Here is a 24,036-nt window from a genome sequence, read left to right as displayed (position 1 = left end):
AGGCGATCCGGCACCGGACCGCCAGGGCAGAAATTACTTCTTGCCTTTGCCCTTTTTCTTGTCGTCGACAGCGGCCACCACCGGAGCGACAACCACTTCCTTGATCGGCTCGACCAGCGTGGCCACCGTCAGGTTGGTGCGGCCGTGCAGCACGAGCTTGATGCCCTTGGGCAGCTCGATGTCGCCGGTGTGAACGGTCGTACCCGTGGTGACCTTGCTCAGATCCACGGTGATGTGCTCGGGCAGCTGGGTGGCCAGGCACTCGATTTCGATTTCGGTCATCACGTGGCTGACAGCGCACTTGTCGGTCTTGACGGCCGGCGACTCTTCAGCGCCGACGAAGTGCAGCGGCACCTTCTTGTGCAGGCGGGTCTTGTCGTCCACGCGCTGGAAGTCCACGTGCAGCACGAGGGGCTTGAAGGGGTGGTATTGCACGTCGCGCAACAGCACTTTCTGGGTCGTGCCGGCGAGTTCCATGTCCAGGATCGAAGCGTGGAAGGCTTCTTTCTTCAGGGCATGCCACAAGGCGTTGTGATCGAGTTCGATCGTGGTGGCAGGCGCTTCGCCACCGAAAACGATACCGGGCGTGCGACCGGTGATGCGGAGACGGCGGCTCGCACCCGTACCCTGCTTGGCGCGCTCAAAAGCGACAAATTGCATAACTGACTCCTGTTGAGGGGTTCCGCGACCAGAACGCCTCGGTTGAAAAAGGCCGCTTGCTGAATGTGCAGGGCGGCCTGCTTTTTGTCGCTGTCAGGCCTTAGAAAAGGTTGTCCTGATCGGCAAACAAACTCATGACCGACTCACCCGAGGCAATGCGCGCGATGGTTTCGGCCATCAGCGGCGCCACGGTGAGCTGGCGAATCTTGGAGCAGGCCTGCGCGGCCTGCGACAACGGGATGGTGTTGGTCACAACGACCTCGTCCAGCGCATTGCCTTTGGCAATGCGTTCAATGGCCGGGCCCGAGAAGATCGGGTGGGTGCAATAGGCGTAGACGTGTTTGGCGCCGCGCTCTTTCAGCACCTCGGCGGCTTTGACCAGTGTGCCGGCGGTGTCGATCATGTCGTCCATGATCACGCAGTTGCGGCCATCGATGTCACCGATCACGTGCATCACTTCCGACACGTTGGCCTTGGGGCGGCGCTTGTCGATGATGGCCATGTCGCAGTTGAGCTGCTTGGCCAGCGCACGCGCGCGCACCACACCACCCACATCGGGCGAGACGACCAGCAGGTCCTCGTAGTTTTTCTGGCGCAGATCACCCAGCAGCACCGGCGAGGCGTAGATGTTGTCCACCGGGATATCGAAGAAGCCCTGGATCTGGTCGGCGTGCAGGTCCATGGTGAGCACGCGGTTCACGCCCACGGTCTGCAGCATGTTGGCCACCACTTTGGCGGTGATGGGCACGCGGCTGGAGCGCGGACGGCGGTCCTGGCGGGCATAGCCGAAATAGGGGATGACCGCGGAAATGCGCTCGGCCGAAGCGCGCTTGAGCGCGTCGACCATGATGAGCAGCTCCATCAGGTTCTCGTTGGTCGGTGCGCAGGTGGACTGGACCACGAAGACGTGGCGGGCACGCACGTTTTGCGTGATTTCCACGGTGACTTCGCCGTCGGAGAAGCGGCCTACGTTGGCCGAACCGAGCTGGGTGCCGAGGTGCTGGGCAATTTCAGCCGCCAGCACCGGATTGGCGTTGCCGGTGAAGATCATGAAATCCGGGGGTTGAACTTGCATGGTGTTCCCAGCTGCATCTACGGCAAAAAAAGTGGCCGCTTCATGTGTATCAAAGCGGCCCGGCCGGTACGTGTTTCAAAAAATCTGGCAGGGGAGGAAGGACTCGAACCCTCGCATGCTGGAATCAAAATCCAGTGCCTTTACCAACTTGGCGACTCCCCTACGCAGGTCATCTGTTTGGCGATGAAGCCGGACAGACAACCCAAAAACATGTCGCAGGTTGCGCATCAACTGCCGGGGCTGTGCGCAAGCCGATATTCTAATCGTTGCACCAGTCAAGCAATGGATGTGCATCCATGTTGCTGCATTCGCGGACAGTCCAGTCACCAGGGACCGAAATCTCATCCAGCGGATGCTGCATTTGCGCAAACACCGCGGTGCCCGATCCGGTCATGCGGCCTTGCAGGCCCTGAGCGGACAACCAGTCTAGGCATTGCCCCACTTCGGGACAGATGGTCTGGGCCACGGGCTGAAGATCGTTGTGGCCGAAGTCCAGAATGCTCTGGATATCGAGCCGCGGCAGATCTTGTGTGTCGTTTGCAGCAAAGCCTTGGATTGTAGCAGTTTTTGTATCGCGCTTCAGCTGAGGCGAAGCAAAAATGCGTTGGGTGGATGCGCCGCCAGGCGGTTTGACCACCAGAAACCGCGCAGGGGGCAGTGAAACGGGTGTGATCTGCTCGCCGATGCCCTCGACCCAGGCGTTGTGACCGCCGAGGAAAAAGGGGACGTCGGCACCCAGCTGAAGGCCGATGGCGGACAACTCGTTTCGCCGCAGTCCCAGGCCCCAGAGCCGGTTGAGCGCCAGCAACACGCTCGCCGCATCCGAAGAGCCGCCACCCATGCCGGCTTCGGCCGGTATGTGTTTGTCCAGCGTGATGTGCGCCCCCAGCGGGCAACCGGTGGCTTGCTGCAAGGCCCGGGCAGCGCGCAGCGTCAGGTCGTCGGCGGGCAGCAGGCCCGGCTGCAGGTCCTGGCGGCTGATGCCGCCGTCGGTGCGCAGTTCGACATCCAGCCGGTCACACCAGTCGATGAGCATGAAGACCGACTGCAGCAGGTGGTAGCCGTCGGCCCGGCGACCCGTGATGTGCAGGAACAGGTTGAGTTTGGCGGGCGCAGGAACGCCGTGCAGGTGCCGCAGCACCGGGCGGGGGTGGGCCGGTGTCATGGCTCGAACACGATGCGCAGTTCGGCGGCGGGCAGCGGCAGAAGGCGGTGGGCGTTCACCCGCCCCTCGGGCTGGCGCGAAAGATCGGCTTGCCAGCCATCGGCCTCGCTGGCCTGCCCCTGCAGCCAGGCAAACAGGGCCGCCACGGGCAGCGTGGTGCCACCGAATTCGGTGGTCAGTTCATCGAGGTTCTGGCGCCGGGTGACGCGTTCACCCTGGTGCAGTTCGGCGCTGCCCGGTTTCCACAGCACCCGGGCCAGGGTGTTGCCCAGTGGTGAATTCAGTTGCAGTTCGCCCGCTGCGGGCGAACCGCGCAGATCGAAGCTGGCGGAATAGGACTGTGGTGGGTCGCTCTCGACAATCAGGGCCAGTCGCCCGCTCCAGAAGGCTTCGCCCGGGACGGTGTTGCGTTGGGGGGCAGCGCAGCCGGCGAGCAGGATGGCTGTTGCCAGTCCTGCCAGCATCGCGTGGCGGCGTGACCATGCGCCCCTGTCCGCTTCCAGATTCATGGCTGGACCCGCAGGCGTTTGAGGGTGCCTTGCAGGGTCTCGTTGTCGCTTGACAGCAGCAGTCCTTCACGCCAGATCTTCAGCGCTTGTTCGCGTTGGCCCTGTGCCCACAACACCTCCCCGAGGTGGGCCGCGATTTCGGCATCGGGGCGCTTGCCATAGGCGCCCTGGAGGATGTCCAGCGCCCGCTGGACATTGCCCAACCGGAACTCCACCCAGCCCAGACTGTCCTGGATGTAGGCGTCATCGGGTTCGAGTTCCACGGCCTTCTCAATCAGCTGCTTGGCTTCGGGCAGGCGCACATTGCGGTCGGCCAGCGAGTAGCCCAGGGCGTTGTACGCGTGGTGGTGGTCCGGCTTGGTGGCAATCAGCTGGCGCAACAGGCCTTCCATCGCGTCCAGCCGGTTCGCCTTCTCGGCCATCATGGCCTGGTCGTAGATCAGGTCGTTGTCGTTCGGGAAGCGGGTGACGGCTTCGCCATACACCTCGTAGGCCTGCTGCCAGTCCTTGAAATCACGCAACAGCTGCGCTTCGGCCACGAGTTTCAGCCGGGCGTCTTCGGGGCGGCGTTCGGGATGGCTGCGCAGCAGCGCGCGCGCCTGGGCCATCTGTCCCTGGCGTGCCAGCAGCGAAGCGCGCCGCATCTGGGCCGCCATGATTTCGTCGGCGTTTTCAATCCGGTCCAGCCAGGCGTTGGCGGCCACAAAGTCTTTCTGCTTCTCCGCCACCTGGGCCATCAGCAGATAGGCCTGGGTCAGGCCGCGGGCGCTGCGCTCGTCACCGGACTGGCGGGCCAGGCCCATGTATTTCTGCAGCGAAGCGGTGGCGGCTGTGTGGGCAGTGCTGTCCTGCACCTGCAACGAGGCCAGCAGCAGCCAGGGCTCAGGCAGGTCGGGTTGGGCCTGGGTCAGGCGCTCCAGCAGGGCGCGGGCTTCGGCGTTGCGCTGCAGGTCGAGCAGGATCCGTGCGTAGGTCAGGGCCACGGCGGTGCCGTTGGCAACGGAAGGCGGGCTGGCCTGCAATTGCGTGCGCACCAGGGGTTCGGCGTCTTTCTGTCCCCGCTCCATCAACTCCAGGGCGAGCAGCGCCGGAAATACCGATCCGGGCTCAGCCGCCTGTGCCTGGCGGGCCGATTCCAGCGCCTGGATGAACTGGTCCTGCGCGAGTTCCATTCGCCCCAGGGTGGTCCAGGCTGCCGCGGCGTGCTTCGGTTGCTGGAGGAAGGGCGTCATCGCCTCCCGGACCACCTTCAGTGCGAGGGCCTTGTCGGCGACACGGGCATAGGTTTGTGGAATCGCGTTGATGGAGTCGTTGCGCTCGGCGGCCGGCGAGCGGGCGAGCAGGGAGCCCAAGACCGGACCTGTTTCGCCGGGCCGGTTGAGAGCGAGCAGGATTTGCAGCACGAAGCGGTCGGCGTCGAGCGAGTCGGGCAAGTCCCTGGACCAGGCCTGGGCGGCGGTCAGGGCCGCTTCGCCCGAGCGCGCCTGCAGGGCAATGTCCACGGCTCGCCGGTACAGTTGGGCGTCCTTCTGTTTGCGTGCCGCGTCAAGGAAAAGGGAGTAACCGGTGCCGGGTTCGCCAGAACCCACATTGAGCTCACCGAGCAACAACTGGTAGAACAGCGGGGCATCCAGGTCGGAGTTGCGCACCCCGGCGGCCTCTGCGGCGGCTGGGGTGGCGCAGGCGCCCGCCAGCAGCGATGCGCCCAACAGGCCTCGAAACCACCATGCAAGGGGTTTCTGGTGCCCATGGGCCTGGGTGGCGACGGGGCTGTGCAGGGTATTCATTCGTTCATGATAATGGAAGGGTGGATGGGTACGGGTTGTGATCCGAAGGCCTGTGAACTGTTCCGGCATCCACCGAAAAAAGCACCTTGTTCCATGCCCGAACTGCCCGAAGTTGAAGTCACCCGCCGGAGTTTTGCCGATCGCATTGCGGGAGCCCGCGTGCTGCGGGTGCAGGTGGGCAAACCCCTGCGCTGGCCGCTGGGGTGTGCGCCCGAGGCACTGATCGGGCAAAACGTGGGCCGTGTCACGCGGCGTGGAAAATACCTGCTGCTGCACCTGGATCGGGGTTTGTTGCTGTTGCACCTGGGCATGTCGGGCAGTCTGCAGTTCGCCCCCGAGTTGGCGCCCCGTGGGGTGCACGACCATTTTGAGCTGCAGACCAGCCGCGGCACGCTGCGGCTTCACGATCCACGGCGCTTTGGTGCCGTGGTGCATGCCGAGTCGCTGGCCGACCCACGGGCGCTCAAGCTGCTGGGCGGGCTGGGTGTGGAGCCGCTGGAGGCCGGGTTTGAGCCCGTCATGTTCCATCAGGCCTTGCAGCAACGCCGCGCCAGCATCAAGCAGGTGCTGATGGCGGGCGATATCGTCGTGGGCGTGGGCAATATCTACGCGTCGGAGGCGCTGTTCATGGCGGGTCTGAGGCCCACGCTGAGGGCTGACCGGATCAGCCGGCCCCGGGCGGCGCGCCTGCAGGGTGCCATTGTGGCGGTTTTGCAGCGTGCCCTGGCCCTGGGCGGGAGCACCTTGCGTGACTTTTCCAGCGCCGAGGGTCAGACCGGCTATTTCCAGCTCGATGCCATGGTGTACGGTCGGGAGGGGCAGGCCTGCAGGGTTTGTGCGACGCCGATCCGGGCCATCCGGCAGGGCCAGCGCTCGTCGTTTTTCTGCCCACATTGCCAGCGCGCCTGAAAGCCGGGCCGATGCTATATTGCCCAGAAGGCAGAAAAAAGTGACATGACTTTCAATCAGGAATTTGACGAGCACAGTGTTTGGCGCAAGCAGTTTGCTCTGCGACTCAAGCTCCTGTCTGACTGGTTGAGCGACCACGACCTGCTGGAAGCGGGGGTGCGGGAGCGGTTGGACCAGTTGCACGCCCAGGTCAAGAACGACAAGATCATGGTGGCCTTCGTGGCCGAGTTCTCGCGTGGCAAATCCGAGCTGATCAATGCGGTGTTTTTCGCTGGCTACGGGCGGCGCATCATGCCGGCCAGTGCCGGGCGCACCACCATGTGCCCCACCGAGCTGGGTTACGACGCTGAAGTGCCGCCCTGCCTGCGGCTGCTGCCGATTGAAACCCGCTTGCAACCCCAGTCGCTGCTGGACTGGCGCAACGCCCCCGACAAATGGGAGCGGGTGGACCTGGACGTCAACGATTCCCAGCAACTCGCGCGCGCGATACAGAAGGTCGCCGAAGTGCGCCGCGTCAGCCAGGCCGAGGCCGCTTCCCTGGGCTTCTGGAACGACGAAACGCCGAACGAAAACCCCTTGGTCGGCGTGGACGGGTTGATCGAGGTTCCCAAGTGGCGCCATGCGCTGATCAACATGGCCCATCCCCTGCTCAAGCAGGGACTGGTGATCCTGGACACCCCGGGGCTCAACGCCATCGGTGCCGAACCCGAGTTGACGGTCAGCCTGCTGCCCCAGGCGCACGCGGTGGTCTTCATCCTGGCGGCCGACACCGGCGTGACCAGATCCGATCTCGGCATCTGGCGGGAGCACCTGTCCGTGGTGGGGGAGGACAAGGCATCGCGCCTGGTGGTGCTCAACAAGATCGACACCATGTGGGATGCGCTGAGTTCGCCCGAGCAGGTGCAATTGCAGATCGCTTCGCAGCGCTCCGACTCGGCCGAGATCCTGGGGCTGTCGCCTCAGCAGGTGCTGGCGGTGTCCGCGCAAAAGGGATTGCTGGCCAAGGTCAGCCGGGACGACAAGCTGCTGCAGGCGAGCAACCTGAAGGAATTCGAAGCCGCCCTGGGCGAAGGCTTGCTGGGTCGGCGCAGGCGCATCCTGGCCGAAGCGGTGTCCAAAGGCATCCAGTCGTTGCGCCAGGAAACCGGTCGACTGGTGCACACCCGGGCCCGCGACATCCTGGAGCAGATCCAGGAACTGGACGGCCTGCGTGGCAAGAACACCGGCGTGATCAAGCAGATGCGACTGCGCATCGAACAGGAGCAGGCTGATTTTGATGCCAGCGGTGCCAAGATCCAGGCGGTGCGCTCGGTGCACCTGCGTCTGCTCAAAGACCTGTTTGCCCTGTTGGGCAACACGCATCTCAAGAGCCGCGTGTCGGAGCTGGCGCGAGCGCTCAAGCAGCCGGGTATCAAGCTCGGTGTGCGGAGCGCCTACCGCAAGGCCTTCGAGCGGCTGGCCGTTGATCTGAACCGGGCCGATCAGTTGGCGGCAGAGATCCAGTCCATGCTGGAGGGCAGCTTCAAGAACCTGAACGCGGAGTACGGGTTTTCTTTGCAACCGCCCACGCCGCCCCAGCTTTCGGCTTACCACAAAGACCTCGCGCTGATCGAAAAGAGCCACCTGCAATACCTGAGCCTGGGCAACGCCCTGCGGCTGGCGCAACCGGAATTTGCCGAGCGGCTGGCGCGCGCGCTCATGAGCCGTCTGCGCGTGGTGTACGACACCGCAGTCAACGAAGTGGAGCTCTGGAACAAGTCGGCCGCGGCCCAGCTGGATGCGCAATTGCGCGAGCGTCGGCGCAACTTCACCCGCCGCATCGAAGCCGTCTCGCGCATCCAGCAGGCCGCGGGCGGGCTGGATGAACGCATCCGTGAGTTGCAGAGCCAGCAAAACCAGCTGAACCTGACCGACGCCAAGCTGGCCGAACTGACCAACCACCTTCTTGCCTCGCCCGAAGCCGAAGCCATTGCGGCATGAGTGTTGCGACGGAATGCGGGAAACCATCGGTTGCCGGAGCCGCCCTGCCTGTCGAATTTTCACAGGTGCTGATGCAGTGGCAACGCCACAGCGGGCGCCATGGGCTGCCCTGGCAGGGGACGCGCGACCCTTACCGCGTGTGGCTGTCCGAAGTCATGCTGCAACAGACTCAGGTCAGCACCGTGCTGAACTACTTTCCGCGCTTTCTGGCGCGGTTCCCGGACGTGCAGGCCCTGGCCAGCGCAACACCCGATGAGGTGATGGCGCTCTGGAGCGGTCTGGGTTACTACAGCCGGGCGCGCAACCTGCACCGCTGCGCCCAGGTGGTGGTGGCACAGCACGCGGGCGTTTTCCCGTCAACGTCCAGCGAGCTGCAGACCCTCCCGGGCATTGGCGCGTCGACGGCGGCAGCCATTGCCGCGTTCTGCCATGGCGAGCGGATTTCAATTCTGGATGGCAACGTGCGGCGCGTGCTCACGCGTCTGCTGGCGTTTGACGGGGACCTGGCACAGGCCGCGCAGCAGCGCCGTCTGTGGGAGATCGCGCAGGCCTTGCTGCCCGAGCAACCCGCAGCGGGCGACATGGTGGCTTACACGCAAGGGCTGATGGACCTGGGAGCCACGTTGTGTTCGCGCAGCCGGCCGTCGTGTGCGGCGTGTCCGGTGCTGGTCCTGTGCCGGTCGGGTCAGGACGGCACGGCCAGCCGCTATCCCGTCAAGACCCGAACCCTCAAGCGGCGACACGAAAGCTGGTGGCTGCTGGTTCTGCGTTCACCGTCAAACGACGGGGCGCACCGGATCTGGCTGGAACGCCGTCCGAACGCGGGCATCTGGGCCGGTCTGTTTTGCACGCCCGTGTTTGCCGATGAGGCCTCGGCCCTGGCAGTGCTGCCGCCGAACACCGGCCGCATGCAGGCCTTGGCGCCGGTGGCGCACAGCCTCACGCACCGTGAACTGCGCCTGCATCCGTTGTTGCTGGAGATGTCTCACACGCCGGTGTCTGGCGATGACAGCGGGCGCTGGGTGGACATGGAGGGCCTTGACAGGCTGGGCCTGCCAGCACCCGTGCGCCAGTTGCTCATGCAGCTGCCCGATTGAGGCTCCGCATGGCCACGCGCTTTGCGCCCTGGATCACGGCATGGCGGATCGCGCAGAGGCTGGCCAGCCATCGATTTCACGGTGCCGCAGCCGGGTGGCCCAGTCGGCCGCAAAAGCCTGTGCCAGGCGCTCGACCAGGTAGACCGAGCGGTGCTGCCCGCCGGTGCAGCCGATGGCCACGGTGACATAGCTGCGGTGGTCTCTCAGCATCTGGGGCAGCCAGTGGCGCAGGAATGCGCCGATCTGCTGCTCCATGGCCTGCACCTCGGCCTGTTCGGCCAGGTAGCGGGCCACCGGTTCGTCGCACCCGGTCAGGGGTTTGAGTGCGGGCTCGTAGTGCGGGTTGGGCAGCATGCGCACGTCGAAGACGAAGTCGGCGTCCATCGGCACGCCACGCTTGAAGGCAAAGGACTCGAACACGAGGGTGAGCGGGGCTTGTCCGGTACCCAGCAGGTCCTTGATGTGGCTGCGCAGCTGGGCTGGCCGGATGAGGCTGGTGTCAAGCACCAGCGCAGTTTCACGCAGCTCCGACAGCAACTCTCGTTCGTGTTCGATGGCGTCGGTGAGCGCGCGGTGCTGGTCGTCGGCTTGTTTGAGCGAAAGCGGATGAAGTCGCCGCGTTTCGGAGAAGCGCCTCACGAGGGTGTCGGTGGTCGCTTCCAGGAACACGGTGCGCAAATGGATGTTCTGTCCAGGCTGGTTCCTGACCTGCTCAAGCCGTTCGGGCAGACCCGGCAGGGAGGCTGCACTGCGCACATCCATGGCGATGGCCACTTTGCTGGCGCGATGACTCTGCTCCAGAGCGATGAACGAGGTCAGCAGTTCCGGTGGGAGATTGTCCACGCAATAGAAACCGAGATCCTCCAGTGCGGTCAGCGCGATCGACTTGCCCGAGCCCGACATGCCGGTGATCAGCACCAGCTCGATCGCGGGGGGCACTTCGCTGTCGCCGGCGGCAGGCGGGAGAACGGTGGCGTTCATGGCGTGAGCAGCTCGCGGGCGTGGGCAAGCGAAACTTCGGAGCGTTCGTTGCCGCCGAGCATGCGGGCGAGCTCGACGACCCGGTGATCGCGGGTGATGGGGGCAACCGTGCTCAGGGTCTGCGGGCCCTGCAGCTGTTTGCTCACCAGCAGGTGGTGGTCGGCGCAGGCGGCGACCTGGGGCAGGTGGGTCACGGCGAGCACCTGGCGGTCCTGGCCCAGCTGGCGCAGCAACTGGCCCACGGTGTGGGCGACGGCGCCACCGATGCCCGAGTCCACCTCGTCAAAGATCAGCGTGGGCGCCTGGCCCAGCTGGCTGGTGACGACCGAGATGGCGAGCGCGATGCGCGAGAGCTCGCCACCCGACGCCACCTTGCCCACCGGGCGCGGGCTCACGCCAGCGTGGCCCGCCACGAGAAACTCCACCTGTTCCCAACCGTGGGCCTGGGGTTCGGCGAGCTTCTGCAGCGCCACCTCAAAGCGGCCGCCCTGCAAACCCAGGGTCTGCATGGTTTCGGTGACCGCTTTGGAGAGTTTGGGTGCGGCTTGCTGGCGCCGTTTGCTCAGGGTCTGCAGTTCGGCGGCGAAAGCCTGCCAGGCCTTGCGCTCGGCCGCGTTCAGGGCGGCCAGATCCAGCGCCTGATCCACGCCGGCGAGCTCCGACTTCCACTGCGCATGCAGCGCTGCCAGCTCCTCGGGGGGCCGACGGTAGCGCCGGGCGAGCGACATCCAGAGACCCATCCGCTCGTCCAGCGCAGCCAGGCCGGCGGGGTCCAGGTCGGTGCGCCGGCTGTACTGGTGCAGGCTGTGCACGGTGTCCTGCACCTGGGCGAGGGCCGCTTCCAGCGCTTGCACCGGCTCGTTGAATTGAGGTTCGATGCCGGCCTGGGCCTGCAAGGCTGAAAGCGCACGGTGGATCAGCGCTGCGGCACTGGACTCTTCCTCTTCCAGCGCCAGCGTGGCCGCGTTGGCCGCGTCCAGCAAGGCCTGGGCATTGGCCAGCCGGCTGTGCTGGCTGTTGAGCTCTTCCCATTCACCGTCGGCGGGCTGGAGCTTGTCGAGCTCGGCAATCTGCCAGGCCAGCCGTTCGCTTTCCTGGTGCAGGGTGCTCTGGCGTTCGGTGGCCGTTTCCAGTGCCTTGCGGCGCAACCGCCACTGGGTCCACGCCTGGGTGGCGGCTGTGGTGTCGATGCCGGCATAGCCGTCGAGCAGGGCCCGCACCGCATCGGACCGGGTCAGGCTTTGCCAGGCGTGCTGCCCATGGATGTCCACGAGGTCGCTGGCCAGGGCCTTGAGTTGCGCCATGGTGGCGGCGCTGCCGTTGATCCAGGCGCGGCTGCGGCCATCGGCATCCACGGTGCGCCGCACCAGCAGGCTGTCTTCGCGAGTGAAACCTTGTTCTTCCAGCCAGGGCGCCAGATGGGGCGGCAGATCAAATTCAGCGGCAATCTCGCACCGCGCAGCGCCTTCGCGCACCACGCCGCTGTCGGCCCGCGCACCCAGTGCCAGCTGCAGGGCGTCGATCAGGATGGACTTGCCGGCGCCGGTCTCGCCCGTGAGCACGCTGAAACTCGATTCGAGTTCGAGGTCGAGCGACTGCACGATGACGAAGTCGCGCAAAACGATGCGTCTGAGGCTCATGGGCGTGAAAGGGAGAGGAGCAACGGTGGATGAAGCGGTCGTATTTTGACCGGTATTCAGCCGCCTTCGTTCCAGTGCAGCTTCTTGCGCAGCGTGTCGAAGTAACTCCAGCCCACCGGGTGCAGCAGGCGCAGCGTGTGCTCGGAGCGCCGCACCACGATGCGGTCCCCGTGCAGCAGACTGGTGAGGGATTGCATGTCGAAATTGGCACTGGCGTCTTTGCCCGACACGATCTCGACCGCGATTTCGCATTGGGCCGGCAGCACGATGGGGCGGTTGGACAACGTGTGCGGCGCGATCGGCACCATCACCCAGCCGCCAATGGCCGGGTGCAGCAGCGGCCCGCCGGCCGACAGCGAATAGGCGGTGGAGCCCGTCGAGGTGGCGATGATCAGGCCGTCGGCGCGCTGGTTGGCCACGAAATGGCCGTCCACCTCCACGCGCAGCTCGATCATGCTGGCCACACCACCGCGGTTGACCACCACGTCGTTGAGCGCGGTGGCCTCGAACACGCATTGGCCATCGCGCCAGACCCTGGCCGCGATCAGCGCGCGCGGGTCTTCTTCGAACTCGCCATGCAGGATGGCACGCAGCTTGTCCCGGTAGCTGCCAAAGGGAATGTCGGTGATGAAACCCAGGCGTCCCTGGTTGATGCCAACGAGCGGCACGCCATAGCGCGCAAGCTGACGTCCGATGCCCAGCATGGTGCCGTCGCCACCGACCACCAGTGCCAGATCACAGGCGTGGCCGATGTCGGGCACGTCCAGGGCAGGGTATTGCAGCAGGCCGGTGTTCAGCGCGGTTTCACGTTCCAGGGAAACGTCACAGCCTTCGTCGTGCAGGAAATGGGCGACTTCGTCCACCACGTCGCGCGAGCCCGGGGCCTGGTATTTGCCGATGATGGCCACATGCGAAAAACGCAGGGTTCGCACGGCAGGGGCGGGTGCGGAGCGGGTGTCGGGCGGCAGACTCATGCCCAAATTACAACATAGCCGCAAGGCACCGACCCGCCTGAAAACCCTTGTGATTCAGCCGCACTGCACGTGGGGGTGCGTTCCGGTGCGCGACCGACAAACTGGAACTGTCCGGACGGCGCATGCCAGCCCGGACAGCCCTGTTCCAGAGGGGGTGCCCAACGCCCCGATCGCATCAGAAGCGGTGACGGACACCCAGGGAGTAACCCGAGCCGCTGGACAGGCCTTCCACCTTGTCGCTCATGCCCACGGCGTACACCTCGGTCCGCTTGGACAGCGAGTGCACATAGCCGAACGACAGGGTTTTGCGATCCGCGCCGGTCTCGGGGCTGATCTGGCCCCATTGCGCCAGCAGGGCCCCTGTGCCGATGGGGAAGCGTGCGCCCAGACCGCTGATCTTGTAGGTGTTGGGGGTGCTCAGGTTTTCGACTTCGCCGTACTGGGCGAAGGCCTTGACCACGCCGAAGTCGTAAGAACCGCCGAGCTGGGTGGTGCGGGTGTCGGCCACCGGGCTGGCGCCGTCTTTCTTCACGCGCTGCACGACCAGCGATGCCGACACGGGGCCAGCGCCGTAACCCACGTTGGCACTCCAGTTGCCGCCGTTGCTGACGGTGGAGCCGCTGTTCTTGTTCGCACCCGAGACACCAAAACGCACGCCGCCGAACGTCGGGCTGGCGTAGGCGAAGGAGTCGCTCCAGCCGGTGTCACCGGTGGTGGTGCCGCTGGTGAAGTAGTGGCGGATGCTGGGGGAGTAGCCGAAGGAGTCGCCAAAGGCGTTGTACATGAGTGTGGAAACGAACAGCGCGGTGGTGTTGCGCCCGAAGGTCAACGTGCCGTAGTCCTGGTGGGACAGACCGACGTTGGCCGAACGTGAGAAGGCGGGGTCTCCGTCGAACCGTCCCTGGGCGCCGGTGTTGGCGCGCATGAAGCTCTCCAGCTTGAATACCGCCGACAGGCCGCCGCCCAGATCTTCCTTGCCGCCAAAGCCGAAATAGCTGGTGGTCATTTTTCCGCTGTCAACAGACTTGACCGATGCGCCACCCGGGGCCTTGGTCGAGCCCATGCTGAGGTCGAGCAGGCCGTAGACCGAAACGGAACTCTGGGCCTGCGCACCGAGTGCGGTCAGGAAAACGGCAGAGCCGAGGGCCAGAGGTTTGAAAGCAGACTTCATGAATTTTCTCCAGATGAACAACAGGGTGGGGACACGACAAAAGCCATCCGGCCGGCGATAGCGGAGCGTCACGGGGGCACTTCGCTGCCTCGACGGATCCGTGGCCACTCGCTGCACCAAGGGTGGGCGTCTGGACGCCCTTGGTGCACGAACCGCTGGCACGAATGGCCTTTCGATCTGCTCAGCAATTCGTGTGCCAGTGAATACAGTTGTTGTGTACAAAACCCACCGTTCCGTGTTCGGGCGCTGCGCCTCCTTAGAATGGCTGCCATGCTGGATGACCGCGCCAAACTGTTGCTCAAGGCTCTTGTCGAGCGATACATCGCCGACGGGCAGCCCGTGGGTTCGCGAACGCTGGCCAAGGCAGCGGGGCTGGAGCTTTCGCCGGCCACCATCCGCAACGTCATGAGCGACCTGGAAGAACTGGGTCTCATCGCGAGTCCGCACACCTCGGCGGGCCGCATTCCCACGGCGCGGGGCTACCGGCTGTTTGTGGACACGATGCTCACGGTGCGGCGGGAAGGGTTCTCACCGGTGAGCGACATGGGGACGCACGGCATCGAAGCCGGGCAGCCCCAGCGCGTCATCAGCAACGCGGCCCAGATGTTGTCCAGCCTGTCGCACTTTGTGGGCGTCGTGATGGCGCCGCGGCGCGCCTCGGTGTTCCGGCACATCGAATTCCTGAGCCTGTCCGAGCGCCGTGTGCTGGTGATCCTGGTGTCGCCCGATGGCGATGTGCAGAACCGCATCATCCACACGCAGGTGAACTTCACCCAGACCCAGCTGCAGGAGGCGGCCAACTTCCTCAATGCCCACTACTCGGGGCTGACGATGGAGGAGGTGCGCGCGCGCCTGAAAGTCGAGGTGGATGCGCTGCGGGGCGAGATCGCCTCGCTCATGCAGGCCGCAGTGAACATCGGCGAGGACGCCACGGGTGAACAGGACGAGGTGGTGGTATCCGGTGAGCGGAACCTGCTTTCGGTGAGCGAATTTTCCAGCGACATGGGCAACCTGCGGCGGATGTTCGACCTGTTCGAACAGAAGACCCAGCTCATCCGCCTGCTCGACGTATCGGCGCAGGCCGATGGGGTGCGCATCTACATCGGTGGCGAGAGCCAGGTGGTGCCATTCGAAGCCCTGTCGGTGGTCACCGCACCCTACGAGGTGGATGGCCAGGTGGTGGGCACACTGGGCGTGATCGGACCACAGCGCATGCCCTACGACCGCATGATCCAGATCGTCGACGTGACGGCCAAGCTGGTGAGCAACGCCCTGAGCCACGGCAAACAGGGCTGAAGCCCGCTGGCGCCACGGTCGCTGCCCCTACAATCGTCGCCTTGCGGGCCGTTAGCTCAGTTGGTTAGAGCAGAGGACTCATAATCCTTTGGTCGTTGGTTCAAGTCCAACACGGCCTACCAGAAAACCCGTGCTATAATTCAAAGCTTAGCGGCTGTAGCTCAGCTGGATAGAGTACTTGGCTACGAACCAAGGGGTCGTGGGTTCAATTCCTGCCAGCCGCACCAAATGGAAAGCCTGCAGCCAAAAGCTGCAGGCTTTTTCGTTTCTGTCGCGTCCATCGTCCAGGAGCCCGGCAATCATGAGCAAGGCCTTCACCCGCGAGTCCGATGCCGACGGTGATGAAGATGGTGCTGTTGCACCGCCACCATCCGCACCTTCAGGCATCAACTACATCACGCGCGCCGGCTACGAGCGCCTGCGCAACGAACTCTTCGCCCTGATCGACGACGAACGCCCCAGGATCGTGGAGATCGTGCACTGGGCGGCCAGCAACGGCGACCGCTCCGAAAACGGCGACTACCTCTATGGCAAGAAGCGCTTGCGCGAGATCGACCGCCGCATCCGCTTTCTGACCCAGCGCCTGGAGATTGCCGAGGTGGTTGACGCGTCGATGCACCACGGGGGTGACCAGGTGTTTTTTGGTGCCACGGTCTGCTATGCCGACGGGTCTGGCGCTGAAACCAGCGTCACCATTCTGGGTGTCGATGAGGCCGACAGCGCCCAAGGCCAGATCAGCTGGGTTTCCCCGGTGGCCCGGGCCCTGCTCAAGGCCCGTGTGGGCGACGTGGTGCGTCTGGTGGTCCCTGGCGGTGCACAGGAGATTGAGATCCTGTCGGTGGACTACCCGGTGGCGCCCACGGCGCCTTGAAAAACCTGCCAGGCTGTCAGGGCTTGGCGGGCTTGAAACGCTGGGCCTTGAGGACCGAGGTGGTTCGCTTCAGGCTGCGTATCACGTCGGCCAGGTGCTGGCGGTCGCGCACCGAGACCGAGAAGCGGATGTCGGTGGCTGTCTGGGCCGGTTCGTCGCCCATATCCACGTGGGTGATGTCGGCTTCGACCGCAGCGATGGCCGAAGCCACGCGCGCCAGCACGCCTTTGCCGTTGGTCACGGTGACGACCACCATGGTTTCGAAGGGGCGCACCGGTTCGTCGGCCCACTCCACCTGCAGGAAACGCTCGCTGTCACGCGAGAGCAGGCGCCTGCCCGTGGGGCAGTCCTCGGCGTGCACCGTCAGACCTTCGCCTCGCCCCAGATAGCCCACGATGCGGTCGCCTGGAATGGGTTTGCAGCACGAGGCGTATTGCACCGAAAGGCCTTCGCTGCCGTCCAGGCTGACCACGCCCTGGGAGACCGATTCGTCCTCTCCGCTGGCGTAGCGTTCGGTGCTGATCAGCAGGGCGTCGGGCTTGAGGCCGGTTTCAGACAACAGCACCGCGAGTTTCTTGCCCACCATGCTGGCAATGCGCTTGCCCATTCCAATGTCCGACAGGAGCTCGCTGCGTGTCTTGTTGCCGGTGAAGCGCAGCAGTTTTTCCCAGGTGGTTTTGTAGGGGCCGTCTTCGGTTGGCAGGGTGGCGATGCCTTCCGATCTCAGGGCCTGACCCAGCATGCGCTCGCCCAGCTCGTTCGACTTATCCTGCGCCAGGGTCTTGAGGTGGTGGCGGATCTTGGAGCGCGCCCGCCCGGTCTTCACGAACGAGAGCCAGGCCGGGTTGGGCTCGGCGGTTTCGCTGGTGATGATCTCGACGATGTCGCCGTTGTTCAACTCTGTGCGAAGCGGCCGCTGTTCGCTGTTGATCCGGGCCGCAACGGTCCTGTTGCCGACGTCGCTGTGGATCGCATAGGCGAAGTCCATCACCGTCGCCCCCCGGGGCAGTGCCATGATCTTGCTCTTGGGGGTGAACACATAGACCGCGTCCGGGAACAGGTCGATCTTGATGTGGTCCCAGAACTCGCTGGCGTCGTGGGTTTCCTGCTGGATGTCGAGCAAGGACTGCAGCCACTGCGTGCCCAGGCGTTGCGAGGTGTCGCTGTTGGGTTCGCTGGCCTTGTAAAGCCAGTGCGCGGCCACACCGGATTCGGCGACCACGTCCATGGCGTGGGTGCGCAGCTGGAATTCGATGTTGGTGCCGAACGGACCGATCAGCGTGGTGTGCAGCGACTGGTAGCCGTTGACCTTGGGGATGGCCACGTAGTCGCGGAACTTGCCAGGCAGCGGTTTGTAGAGCTGGTGCAACACACCCATGCCGGTGTAGCAGTCGCTGAGTTCGGGTACGACGATGCGAAAGCCGTAGATGTCGGTCACCTGAGAAAACGACAGGTGTTTGCTGTCCATCTTGCGGTAGACGGAGTAGAGCGTTTTCTCGCGGCCCATGGTGCGCACGGAAAGCCCGAACTTCCGGAACGCGGTCTCCACTTCACCCTGGACCCGGGCGATCAGGTCCTTGCGGCGGTTGCGCGATTTGTTCAGCGCCTTGGACAGGATCTCGTAACGCCACGGATGCAGGAAGCGGAAGGCCAGGTCCTGCAGTTCGCGGTAGGTGAAATTCAGGCCCAGGCGGTGCGCGATCGGAGCGTAGATCTCCAGCGTTTCGCTGCTGATGCGCTTCCATTTGCTGCGCGGCATGTCGCCCATGGTGCGCATGTTGTGCGTGCGGTCGGCCAGCTTGATCAGGATGACGCGCACATCCTTGGCCATGGCCAGCAGCATCTTGCGGAACGACTCCGCCTGGTTCTGTTCGCGGGTGTCGAACTCCAGCTTTTCGAGCTTGGTCAGTCCGTCGACCAGATCGGCCACCGGAGCACCAAACCGTTCCACCAGGTCCTCTTTGGTGACGCCGCAGTCTTCGATGGCATCGTGCATCAGCGCGGCCATCAGGGCCTGGGCATCGAGCTTCCATTCGGCGCACTGGGCGGCCACCGCGATCGGATGGGTGATGTACGGGTCACCGTTCTTGCGCATCTGGCCCAGGTGGGCTTCGTCGGCAAACCGGTAGGCCTGACGGACGCTTTCGATCTCGGGCGCGCTCAGGTAGTCCAGCTTGCCGACCAACACAGCAAAGCTGGCCGCAGCCGCACTGGCCGCGGGATGGGCCTGTGCGGAGGTCGACTTCACGGTGTCCGGATCGGCGGTGGTGGGCATCCCCCTACTTTAGCGCGAGAACCGCGCCGGCGCTGGCTGCAACGCCTGCATAGCTCCAGATGGGTGCACTTGAGCGCGATTCGCGGTCCTTGGGCGCCGTTTCACCGTGCCGGAGGCACCAGGATGGTCGGCTTGGCTTCGGGCAGCAGGTCCGGGTAGTCGCGGCTGAAGTGCAGGCCGCGGCTTTCGTGCCGCATCATGGCCGACATGACGATCAGGTCGGCCACCTGCACCAGGTTGCGCAGTTCGAGCAGGTCGCGCGTGACGTGGAACTGCGAATAGAACTCGTGGATTTCGCGCTGCAACAGCGTGATGCGGTGCGCTGCGCGCTCCAGGCGTTTGTCGGTGCGCACGATGCCGACGTAGTCCCACATGAAACGGCGCAGTTCGTCCCAGTTGTGTGAAATCACCACCTGTTCGTCGGCGTCGGTGACGCGGCTTTCGTCCCACTGCGGCAGTTCGGGAGGCTGCGGTGCGTCGGCCGCCCGTATCGCGCCCACGGCTGCCTGGGCGAACACCATGCATTCCACCAGCGAGTTGCTGGCCAGGCGGTTGGCGCCGTGCAGGCCGGTGCAGGTGGTTTCGCCCACGGCGTACAGGCCGCTGAGGTCCGTGTGACCTTCGAGGTCGGTGACCACGCCGCCACAGGTGTAGTGCGCGGCGGGCACCACCGGGATCGGCTCCTTCGTGATGTCGATGCCGAGTTCGGCGCAGCGGGCCAGGATGTTCGGGAAGTGTTCCTGCAGGAACTCGGGGCTGTGGTGCGAGATGTCCAGGTGCACGCAGTCCAGACCGTGTTTCTTCATCTCGAAGTCGATGGCCCGGGCCACCACATCGCGCGGGGCCAGTTCGGCGCGCGGATCGTGGTCGGGCATGAAGCGGTGGCTGCCCAGCCGCGGTGGCAGTTTGAGCTGTCCGCCTTCGCCGCGCACGGCTTCGGTGATGAGGAAGCTCTTCGCGTGTGGGTGGTAGAGGCAGGTGGGGTGGAACTGGATGAATTCCATGTTGCCCACCCGGCAGCCGGCGCGCCAGGCGGCGGCGATGCCGTCGCCGGTGGCGGTGTCGGGGTTGGTGGTGTAGAGGTAGACCTTGCCCGCGCCGCCAGTGGCCAGGATGGTGTGTGGCGCGCTGAAGGTTTCGACCTCGTCGCGGTCCACATCGAGCACGTAGGCCCCATGGCAGCGCATGGGGGCTGCGCCGGGCTTGTGGTCAGGCAGTTTGCTGTCGGTGATCAGGTCGACCAGCATGTGGTTCTCGAAGAATGTGATGCCGGAGGTGGATCGGGCCAGCTGGCTCAGCGTGGTCTGCACGGCCGCGCCCGTGGCGTCGGTGGCGTGCACGATGCGGCGGTGGCTGTGGCCGCCCTCGCGGGTGAGGTGCAGGGCGCCGTTTTCGGTGGAGAAGGGAACGCCCAGTTCCTGCAGCCAGGCGATGGCGGCCGGTGCGTTTTCCACCGTGAAGCGGGTGGCTTCGAGATCGCAGAGGCCGGCGCCTGCGACCAGGGTGTCGTCCACGTGCGAGGCGTAGCTGTCGCCTTCGGCCAGCACGGCGGCGATGCCGCCCTGGGCCCAGTTGCTGGAGCCGTCGGAGATGCCGCGCTTGGTCACCACCGCCACGCGGTGGGTGGGCGCCAGGCGCAGGGCGGCCGTGAGACCGGCCAGGCCGCTGCCGATGATGAGGACGTCAAAGGAATGGGTGGTCATGGATTCGGGGTGTAGGCCAGGCGCACGTAAATCGGGGCAAACGCCTCGGCCTGGGTCAATTCGATCAAGGTTTCCTTGGCCAGCTCCAGCATGGCAATGAAGGTCACCACCAGCACCTGCTGGCCCCTGGACGGGTCAAAGAGTTCGCCGAATTCGACGAACTTCTTGCCCTGCAGGCGGCGCAGCACGATGCTCATGTGTTCGCGCACCGAGAGCTCTTCGCGGCTGATCTTGTGGTGCTGGACCAGCTTGGCGCGTTTGAGGATGTCGCGCCAGGCGCTTTGCAGGTCGAGCACATGCACGTCCGGAAAACGCGGTGCCAGCGCCTGCTCGACAAAAACCTGCGCACGCAGGAAATCGCGGCCGTATTGCGGCATCTCGGCCAGCCGCTGGCCGGCCAGTTTCATCTGCTCGTATTCGAGCAGGCGGCGCACCAGCTCGGCACGCGGGTCTTCGGCTTCTTCGCCCTCGGCCGTCTTTCTGGGCGGCAGCAGCATGCGTGACTTGATCTCGATCAGCATCGCGGCCATCAGCAGGTATTCGGCCGCCAGCTCCAGGTTGCTGGCGCGGATCTCGTCCACGTAGCTCAGGTACTGGCGCGTCACCGCGGCCATCGGGATGTCGAGGATGTTGAAGTTCTGCTTGCGGATCAGGTAAAGCAGCAGGTCCAGCGGGCCCTCGAAAGCTTCGAGAAAGACCTGCAGCGCATCCGGCGGGATGTACAGATCGCGCGGCAGGGTGAACAGCGGTTCACCGTACAGGCGGGCCAGCGCCACCTGGTCCACCACAGCGGGCATCACCGCGTCGAGCCCTTCGGGGGCGACGTCGAGTGTGCTGGCCTCGTTGCTCATGGGTGGGACCCGCGGGCGCGATCGGCGCTCAGGTGTGGTCGGAACCGGTCTGGTACACGTAGGGCTGCTGGGGCACGGTCGAGGCGGTGGCCTGGGACTGGAAGTCGCGGTCGACCTGCTTGTCCCACAGCAGCGAACGGCCCTCGCGCTGCTCCCGCTCCAGCTGTGGCTTGTCGGCCTTGAGCTTGTCGAGGAACTGTGTCGCGTCAGACGCGTAGTGCGGGCGGGCGAAGAAGGACATGGTGTTCGTCGGTGGGTGGGTTGGGGCTGGAGCGGCGATTTTAGCGGTCCAGGGCTTCCACCGCCCGGCTGTGCCAGTTGAGCACCGTCTGGCGCACCGTCATCCGTGCCGCCAGGTCCGGATGGGATTCGCGCACCACGTCGGCGGCAAACCGGGCCATGAAGCGCGATTTGAGCACCGCGCGGGCACGGTCCACACCGATGTCTTCATAGGGCACCGACGAAAAAAGCAGAAAACCGTCGTCCGGGATGCGCCCGGCGCGCATGTTGGCCTGGATGATGCCGGCTGCCTGCCGGATCGGATCGGCGAGATCGGGGCTGTAGGGGCCGATGATGAGCGCCACATTGGGCAGGTGCAGCCAGTCGAAGCCGCGGCCGACGCAGATGATCCACTCGCGGTGCTCGATGTCCAGCCGGCGCGTGTGGCCGCGGATGTCGGCGATGTGGGCCAGATTGCCGATCAGCAGCGGCAGCAGGTCGTGTCGGATCTGGGTGGGCATGTCGGGCAGCAACTGCTGCAGGCGCTGGGGCAGGCTGTCGATGTCCTGGGCGCCCAGATCGGCCATGTCCAGCGTCTGGCCGTCTTGCCCGTGCACGACGAGGGCGTCTTCGTCGGTCTCGAAGCCGCACACCAGGGGGTACACGCTGCCATGTCCGGCGCCGAACAGCGTGGACACTTCGCGCTGGATGTCGAAGGTGTGGGCCCGGGCGTCTGCGGTGCGGTAGTGAAATCCGGCGCAGCCGCGCCGCTCATCGCCACGCGAGTGGTGGTAGGTGATGAGCACCAGCGCCTGCCGGCCCGAGCGCATGACCTTGTCCACGCTGGCCACCAGGGTCTCACCCAGGTGGGGCCAGCCGAGCTGGAAGAAACCACCCAGGTTGCGAAACGGCTGGATGATGCCCTTGGGCGTCTGGGTGGCCACCGGGATGTTGATGCGCCCGTCCATGCATTTGAGCACCAGGATGGCCGTCGGATGGCGGGCCAGGTGGCGCTGCCGGGCCAGAGAGGCTTCGGGACTCGCGTACTCCTGGGCGTGGCGTTCGGCCAGGCCGAACAGCCAGTCGATGCGCGCTGCGATGGGCTGGTCGTGCGGCAGGGTTTGAACGGTCATGGCGGTCACCCTGCGGCTGGGGTTTTCAGTGGAAGGTGTGCAGGTGGGCGGCAAAACCCGAGCGCTCGATCAGCGATCGCGGTTGAGGGTTCACACCCACCATGCCCAGATGCCCGCCGCGCTTTTCCACCGTCCTGTGCAACTGCTCCAGTGCGTCGAGACCGGTGGTGTCGAGCGAGATCAGCTGGCTGGCGTCGAGCATCACGTTCATGCCTGCGGGGCCCTGCTCCACCGCGGTGACGATAGGATCGATCTTGGCCACGGCGCCGAAGAACAGCGAACCGTAGAGGCGGTAGGTGAGCTGGTGTTGATTGCTGGCCAGCGGGTCGGCCCGGAAGATGTCACTCTGGCGCCGCACAAAGAGGAAGCAGGCCATCACCAGGCCGAGCTCCACCGCCACGGTCAGGTCGAAGACGATGGTCACCAGGAAGGTGGACACCATCATCAGGCGGTAGTGGTTGCTGAACTGTTTGAGGCGGCCGAACTCGCGCCACTCCCCCATGTTCCAGGCCACGAACAGCAGGACGCCGGCCAGCACGGCCAGTGGTATGTGCTGGGCCATGGGGGCCGCGAGCAGCACCACCGCGGCCAGCGTCGCTGCGTGCACGATGCCGGCCACGGGCGACACCGCACCCGAGCGGATATTGGTCACGGTGCGGGCGATGGTTCCGGTGGCCGGCATGCCACCGAAGAAAGGCACCACCACGTTGGCCACGCCTTGCGCCATGAGCTCCTGGTTGGGGTCGTGCTTGGGGGTGTCGCTCAGTTGGTCGGCCACGCGGGCACACAGCAAGGACTCGATGGCGCCCAGCAGCGCGAGGGTCAGCGTGGGCGTGACCAGCAGGCGCACCGTGTCCCAGGAGAACGCCGGCAGCGCGAACGCAGGAACCCCTTGCGGAATGCCGCCAAACCGGCTGCCGATGGTGTCCACCGGCATGCTCATGGCCCAGGCCAGCAGCGAGAGCGTGACCAGCGCCACCACCGGTGCCGGCAGGCGCGAGGTGGCCTTGAGCGCGCTCACGGTGTGGATCTGGTCGAGCTGGCGGCGGAACTGCGAATCCACCGCCCACAGGCGCGGCCAGATGAAGAGGCCGATCACACACAGCGTTCCCAACCCGAACGCATAGGGGTTGAAGCTTTGCAGGTGCTGGCTGAGCGTGCCGATCTGGCCGAAGAAATCGCCCGGCATCTTGGCAATGTCCAGCCCCAGCCAGTCGCGCACCTGCGACAGCCCGATCAGCACCGCGATGCCGTTGGTGAACCCGATCACCACACTCACCGGCACGTAGCGCACCAGGGTGCCGAGCCGGAACAGGCCGAGCAGGAACAGCAGCACACCCGCGCTGGCGGTGGCGATCAGCAGGTTGGCCACGCCATAGCGCTCGACGATGCCGTAGACGATGACGATGAAGGCACCGGCCGGGCCACCGATCTGCACCGATGTGCCGCCCAGGGCGGAGATGATGAAGCCCGCGATGATGGCCGTCCACAGGCCTGCCTCGGGCTTGAGCCCGCTGGCGATGGCAAACGCCATCGCCAGCGGGAGGGCCACGATGCCCACGGTGGCACCGGCGCCCATGTCCTTGACCAGTTTCTCGCCGTTGTAGCCTTTGAGGTCGTTCAGCAATCGAGGGCGAAACGGGGCCAGCGGAGGCAGGTTTTTCAGCATGCGCAAATGTTACCTTTGGCGACGATGACCGGAACTTACAGGCAGAACGGTTCTGGATGGGGGTTTACACT

General features: G+C 65.2%; 20 protein-coding genes and 3 tRNA genes. 7 read left to right on the top strand and 16 right to left on the bottom strand.

Translation table 11 applies throughout. From position 1 onward, the window contains the following. Window positions 1-33 precede the first annotated feature (33 nt). The 6 genes from AC0GNO_RS09055 to AC0GNO_RS09030 all read right to left on the bottom strand — a co-directional run bounded on the left by AC0GNO_RS09055 (window position 34) and on the right by AC0GNO_RS09030 (window position 5,196). A complete protein-coding gene (locus tag AC0GNO_RS09055) occupies window positions 34-660 on the bottom strand; it encodes a 50S ribosomal protein L25/general stress protein Ctc (protein ID WP_472887483.1) in 627 nt (208 codons plus the stop codon). A 100-nt stretch (window positions 661-760) separates the two neighbouring features. Continuing rightward, window positions 761-1,735 (bottom strand): ribose-phosphate pyrophosphokinase, encoded by a 975-nt coding sequence (locus AC0GNO_RS09050; protein WP_472887484.1) that lies wholly within the window; start codon window positions 1,733-1,735, stop codon window positions 761-763. A gap of 85 nt (window positions 1,736-1,820) precedes the next feature. After that, window positions 1,821-1,897: transfer RNA gene (locus tag AC0GNO_RS09045), tRNA-Gln, on the bottom strand. A gap of 97 nt (window positions 1,898-1,994) precedes the next feature. Next, entirely contained in the window at window positions 1,995-2,873 is an 879-nt protein-coding gene (ispE, locus tag AC0GNO_RS09040; protein ID WP_472903926.1) for a 4-(cytidine 5'-diphospho)-2-C-methyl-D-erythritol kinase, read from the bottom strand. A gap of 23 nt (window positions 2,874-2,896) precedes the next feature. After that, window positions 2,897-3,409 carry a lipoprotein insertase outer membrane protein LolB gene (locus tag AC0GNO_RS09035; protein ID WP_472903781.1) on the bottom strand — a complete coding sequence of 171 codons (513 nt, stop codon included), beginning with the start codon at window positions 3,407-3,409 and terminating at the stop codon, window positions 2,897-2,899. Beyond that, the gene (locus AC0GNO_RS09030; RefSeq protein WP_472903780.1) at window positions 3,406-5,196 is read right to left on the bottom strand and encodes a tetratricopeptide repeat protein; all 1,791 of its coding nucleotides are present in this window, start codon (window positions 5,194-5,196) and stop codon (window positions 3,406-3,408) included. The genes AC0GNO_RS09035 and AC0GNO_RS09030 overlap by 4 nt, the downstream gene beginning before the upstream one ends. 93 nt (window positions 5,197-5,289) lie before the next feature. On the opposite strand from AC0GNO_RS09030, the gene mutM reads away from it, so the two are divergent. Genes mutM through mutY form a run of 3 tightly spaced genes read left to right on the top strand, consistent with a single transcriptional unit; the run spans window position 5,290 to window position 9,182 of the window. Then, complete coding sequence (mutM, locus tag AC0GNO_RS09025; protein ID WP_472903779.1) at window positions 5,290-6,105, top strand: bifunctional DNA-formamidopyrimidine glycosylase/DNA-(apurinic or apyrimidinic site) lyase; 816 nt, start codon at window positions 5,290-5,292, stop codon at window positions 6,103-6,105. A 45-nt stretch (window positions 6,106-6,150) separates the two neighbouring features. Next, window positions 6,151-8,085, top strand: a complete 1,935-nt coding sequence (locus tag AC0GNO_RS09020; RefSeq protein ID WP_472903778.1) for a dynamin family protein — start codon at window positions 6,151-6,153, stop codon at window positions 8,083-8,085. Continuing rightward, a complete protein-coding gene (gene mutY / locus AC0GNO_RS09015; protein WP_472903777.1) occupies window positions 8,082-9,182 on the top strand; it encodes an A/G-specific adenine glycosylase in 1,101 nt (366 codons plus the stop codon). Before AC0GNO_RS09020 ends, mutY begins: the two co-directional genes overlap by 4 nt. 33 nt (window positions 9,183-9,215) lie before the next feature. On the opposite strand, the gene rapZ is transcribed toward mutY, so the two are convergent. The 4 genes from rapZ to AC0GNO_RS08995 form a co-directional block, all read right to left on the bottom strand. Then, on the bottom strand, window positions 9,216-10,163 hold the full coding sequence (rapZ, locus tag AC0GNO_RS09010; protein WP_472887490.1) for an RNase adapter RapZ: 948 nt from the start codon (window positions 10,161-10,163) through the stop codon (window positions 9,216-9,218). Beyond that, on the bottom strand, window positions 10,160-11,803 hold the full coding sequence (recN, locus tag AC0GNO_RS09005) for a DNA repair protein RecN (protein ID WP_472903776.1): 1,644 nt from the start codon (window positions 11,801-11,803) through the stop codon (window positions 10,160-10,162). The genes rapZ and recN overlap by 4 nt, the downstream gene beginning before the upstream one ends. Window positions 11,804-11,859: 56 nt before the next feature. Then, window positions 11,860-12,777, bottom strand: a complete 918-nt coding sequence (locus AC0GNO_RS09000) for an NAD kinase (RefSeq protein ID WP_472887492.1) — start codon at window positions 12,775-12,777, stop codon at window positions 11,860-11,862. 175 nt (window positions 12,778-12,952) lie between these two features. Next, the gene (locus tag AC0GNO_RS08995; protein WP_472903775.1) at window positions 12,953-13,948 is read right to left on the bottom strand and encodes a porin; all 996 of its coding nucleotides are present in this window, start codon (window positions 13,946-13,948) and stop codon (window positions 12,953-12,955) included. A 270-nt stretch (window positions 13,949-14,218) separates the two neighbouring features. Here AC0GNO_RS08995 and hrcA point away from each other — a divergent pair, with 270 nt between their 5' ends. The 4 genes from hrcA (at window position 14,219) to greB (ending at window position 16,115) form a co-directional block, all read left to right on the top strand. After that, window positions 14,219-15,244, top strand: a complete 1,026-nt coding sequence (gene hrcA, locus AC0GNO_RS08990) for a heat-inducible transcriptional repressor HrcA (protein WP_472903774.1) — start codon at window positions 14,219-14,221, stop codon at window positions 15,242-15,244. A 45-nt stretch (window positions 15,245-15,289) separates the two neighbouring features. Continuing rightward, window positions 15,290-15,366: transfer RNA gene (locus AC0GNO_RS08985), tRNA-Ile, on the top strand. Between the two features lie 28 nt (window positions 15,367-15,394). Further along, window positions 15,395-15,471, top strand: a tRNA-Arg gene (locus tag AC0GNO_RS08980). A 74-nt stretch (window positions 15,472-15,545) separates the two neighbouring features. Further along, complete coding sequence (gene greB, locus AC0GNO_RS08975) at window positions 15,546-16,115, top strand: transcription elongation factor GreB (RefSeq protein WP_472903773.1); 570 nt, start codon at window positions 15,546-15,548, stop codon at window positions 16,113-16,115. A gap of 16 nt (window positions 16,116-16,131) precedes the next feature. Here greB and AC0GNO_RS08970 read toward each other — a convergent pair whose 3' ends face one another. The 6 genes from AC0GNO_RS08970 to AC0GNO_RS08945 form a co-directional block, all read right to left on the bottom strand. Further along, window positions 16,132-18,390, bottom strand: coding sequence for a RelA/SpoT family protein (locus tag AC0GNO_RS08970; protein WP_472887496.1), 2,259 nt, complete (start codon window positions 18,388-18,390; stop codon window positions 16,132-16,134). 101 nt (window positions 18,391-18,491) lie between these two features. Beyond that, on the bottom strand, window positions 18,492-20,093 hold the full coding sequence (gene nadB, locus AC0GNO_RS08965; RefSeq protein ID WP_472887497.1) for an L-aspartate oxidase: 1,602 nt from the start codon (window positions 20,091-20,093) through the stop codon (window positions 18,492-18,494). After that, a complete protein-coding gene (locus AC0GNO_RS08960; RefSeq protein ID WP_472903772.1) occupies window positions 20,090-20,944 on the bottom strand; it encodes a segregation and condensation protein A in 855 nt (284 codons plus the stop codon). Before AC0GNO_RS08960 ends, nadB begins: the two co-directional genes overlap by 4 nt. Before the next feature lie 28 nt (window positions 20,945-20,972). Then, a complete protein-coding gene (locus AC0GNO_RS08955) occupies window positions 20,973-21,185 on the bottom strand; it encodes a DUF3460 family protein (protein WP_472887499.1) in 213 nt (70 codons plus the stop codon). Window positions 21,186-21,225: 40 nt separating this feature from the next. Then, window positions 21,226-22,296 carry a hypothetical protein gene (locus AC0GNO_RS08950; protein ID WP_472903771.1) on the bottom strand — a complete coding sequence of 357 codons (1,071 nt, stop codon included), beginning with the start codon at window positions 22,294-22,296 and terminating at the stop codon, window positions 21,226-21,228. A 25-nt stretch (window positions 22,297-22,321) separates the two neighbouring features. Then, window positions 22,322-23,965, bottom strand: a complete 1,644-nt coding sequence (locus AC0GNO_RS08945; protein ID WP_472887501.1) for a SulP family inorganic anion transporter — start codon at window positions 23,963-23,965, stop codon at window positions 22,322-22,324. Window positions 23,966-24,036 lie beyond the last annotated feature (71 nt).

The organism is Hydrogenophaga sp. L310 (assembly GCF_055703065.1).
Note: the sequence above shows the minus strand (reverse complement) of the source record. Positions and strands in the feature narration are given on the sequence as shown.

Excerpts from the sequence above, each read along its gene's own strand:
- AC0GNO_RS09055 (WP_472887483.1), bottom strand. The coding sequence starts at position 660 with ATGCAATTTGTCGCTTTTGAGCGCGCCAAGCAGGGTACGGGTGCGAGC.
- AC0GNO_RS09050 (WP_472887484.1), bottom strand. The coding sequence starts at position 1,735 with ATGCAAGTTCAACCCCCGGATTTCATGATCTTCACCGGCAACGCCAAT.
- AC0GNO_RS09035 (WP_472903781.1), bottom strand. The coding sequence starts at position 3,409 with ATGAATCTGGAAGCGGACAGGGGCGCATGGTCACGCCGCCACGCGATG.
- AC0GNO_RS09030 (WP_472903780.1), bottom strand. The coding sequence starts at position 5,196 with ATGAATACCCTGCACAGCCCCGTCGCCACCCAGGCCCATGGGCACCAG.
- mutM (WP_472903779.1), top strand. The coding sequence starts at position 5,290 with ATGCCCGAACTGCCCGAAGTTGAAGTCACCCGCCGGAGTTTTGCCGAT.
- AC0GNO_RS09020 (WP_472903778.1), top strand. The coding sequence starts at position 6,151 with ATGACTTTCAATCAGGAATTTGACGAGCACAGTGTTTGGCGCAAGCAG.
- mutY (WP_472903777.1), top strand. The coding sequence starts at position 8,082 with ATGAGTGTTGCGACGGAATGCGGGAAACCATCGGTTGCCGGAGCCGCC.
- rapZ (WP_472887490.1), bottom strand. The coding sequence starts at position 10,163 with ATGAACGCCACCGTTCTCCCGCCTGCCGCCGGCGACAGCGAAGTGCCC.
- recN (WP_472903776.1), bottom strand. The coding sequence starts at position 11,803 with ATGAGCCTCAGACGCATCGTTTTGCGCGACTTCGTCATCGTGCAGTCG.
- AC0GNO_RS09000 (WP_472887492.1), bottom strand. The coding sequence starts at position 12,777 with ATGAGTCTGCCGCCCGACACCCGCTCCGCACCCGCCCCTGCCGTGCGA.
- AC0GNO_RS08995 (WP_472903775.1), bottom strand. The coding sequence starts at position 13,948 with ATGAAGTCTGCTTTCAAACCTCTGGCCCTCGGCTCTGCCGTTTTCCTG.
- hrcA (WP_472903774.1), top strand. The coding sequence starts at position 14,219 with ATGCTGGATGACCGCGCCAAACTGTTGCTCAAGGCTCTTGTCGAGCGA.
- greB (WP_472903773.1), top strand. The coding sequence starts at position 15,546 with ATGAGCAAGGCCTTCACCCGCGAGTCCGATGCCGACGGTGATGAAGAT.
- AC0GNO_RS08970 (WP_472887496.1), bottom strand. The coding sequence starts at position 18,390 with ATGCCCACCACCGCCGATCCGGACACCGTGAAGTCGACCTCCGCACAG.
- nadB (WP_472887497.1), bottom strand. The coding sequence starts at position 20,093 with ATGACCACCCATTCCTTTGACGTCCTCATCATCGGCAGCGGCCTGGCC.
- AC0GNO_RS08960 (WP_472903772.1), bottom strand. The coding sequence starts at position 20,944 with ATGAGCAACGAGGCCAGCACACTCGACGTCGCCCCCGAAGGGCTCGAC.
- AC0GNO_RS08955 (WP_472887499.1), bottom strand. The coding sequence starts at position 21,185 with ATGTCCTTCTTCGCCCGCCCGCACTACGCGTCTGACGCGACACAGTTC.
- AC0GNO_RS08950 (WP_472903771.1), bottom strand. The coding sequence starts at position 22,296 with ATGACCGTTCAAACCCTGCCGCACGACCAGCCCATCGCAGCGCGCATC.
- AC0GNO_RS08945 (WP_472887501.1), bottom strand. The coding sequence starts at position 23,965 with ATGCTGAAAAACCTGCCTCCGCTGGCCCCGTTTCGCCCTCGATTGCTG.